We start from the raw sequence: 1,035 nt of genomic DNA, 5'->3' as shown, positions 1-1,035 counted from the left end.
TGTTGAGTTTTAAATCAGAAAGCCTTTCTTCCTTTTGTCTGGATTCTCCTTTCACATGTTTTCTCCACTGTTCATTTCCGTTTTGGTCAAGATAGAGCATCCAGAATGTTTCATCATCAGTTTCTATTCTTCCTTCTGCCTGAGTATAACCACCCAATAAAATTCCTTTGGATGATTTGTCATCTGCTGAATGAAGAACACTCATTCCCATTAGGATATCTCTGTTTTTAAAATTGTAAGATTTCTGCCACTGTTCATCGCCTCTTTCATTGAGAGCAATCAGCCAAAGATCTGTTCCTTTTTCCAATCCGACAGTTTTGTTTCCCGATCTTTCTGATCTCGATTCCCCGCCAATTAGGAAACCATTTGAAGTTAAAGCCAGTGTTCTGATATGATCATCACCTTTTCCTCCAAAGTTCTTTTCCCATTCTACTTTTCCGTTTTTATCGAGTTTTACGATCCAGTAATCACCTTCACCGAAATTTTCAGTTTGTTTCGAGTTTCGGGATACGGGATTCGAGTTTTGAACGTTTGATACAGAACCCGCATCCCGCATCCCGGAACCTTTGTCAGATCCCGAAACACGGACCTCGGAACTCCTCGAATAAATTCCTAATAAAGCTCCTCCGTCTCTCGTTGGAATCATCTTCTCTACTTCGTCCAATCCTTTTCCTCCTAAGATTAATTGGGAAAGTTCTTTTCCGTCTTTATCCAGTTTTGTGATCAAAATATCTTTGGAACCATAGCCTTTTGATGAGTTTTGCACATTTCCTGCAACAAAGAATCCTAAATCGGTAGTTTGGATAACAGCTCTTGCTTCTTCATCAGAAGAACTTCCTAAGGTTTTTTGCCATAGTTCATCTCCGAATTCATTGATTCTGATCAGCCAGATATCTGAGCTTCCTTTGGAATCTTCTTTTTTATCGAATCCTTTTCCTGAATAAGAAGTTCCTGCCAGAAGAAATCCGCCATCCTGCGTGGTAACAGTAGCAGATAAATAATCATGGTTTGGCCCTGAGAAATATTTTTCCCAGA

1 pseudogene is annotated in these 1,035 nt (G+C 39.6%); it reads right to left on the bottom strand.

Annotation, left to right across the window (positions count from 1 at the left end):
• Nucleotides 1-1,035, bottom strand: a pseudogene (locus AC5YGI_RS22020) (T9SS type A sorting domain-containing protein); the annotation flags it as partial.

This window comes from Chryseobacterium sp. CS3K3.1, from assembly GCF_059515165.1.
Note: the sequence above shows the minus strand (reverse complement) of the source record. Positions and strands in the feature narration are given on the sequence as shown.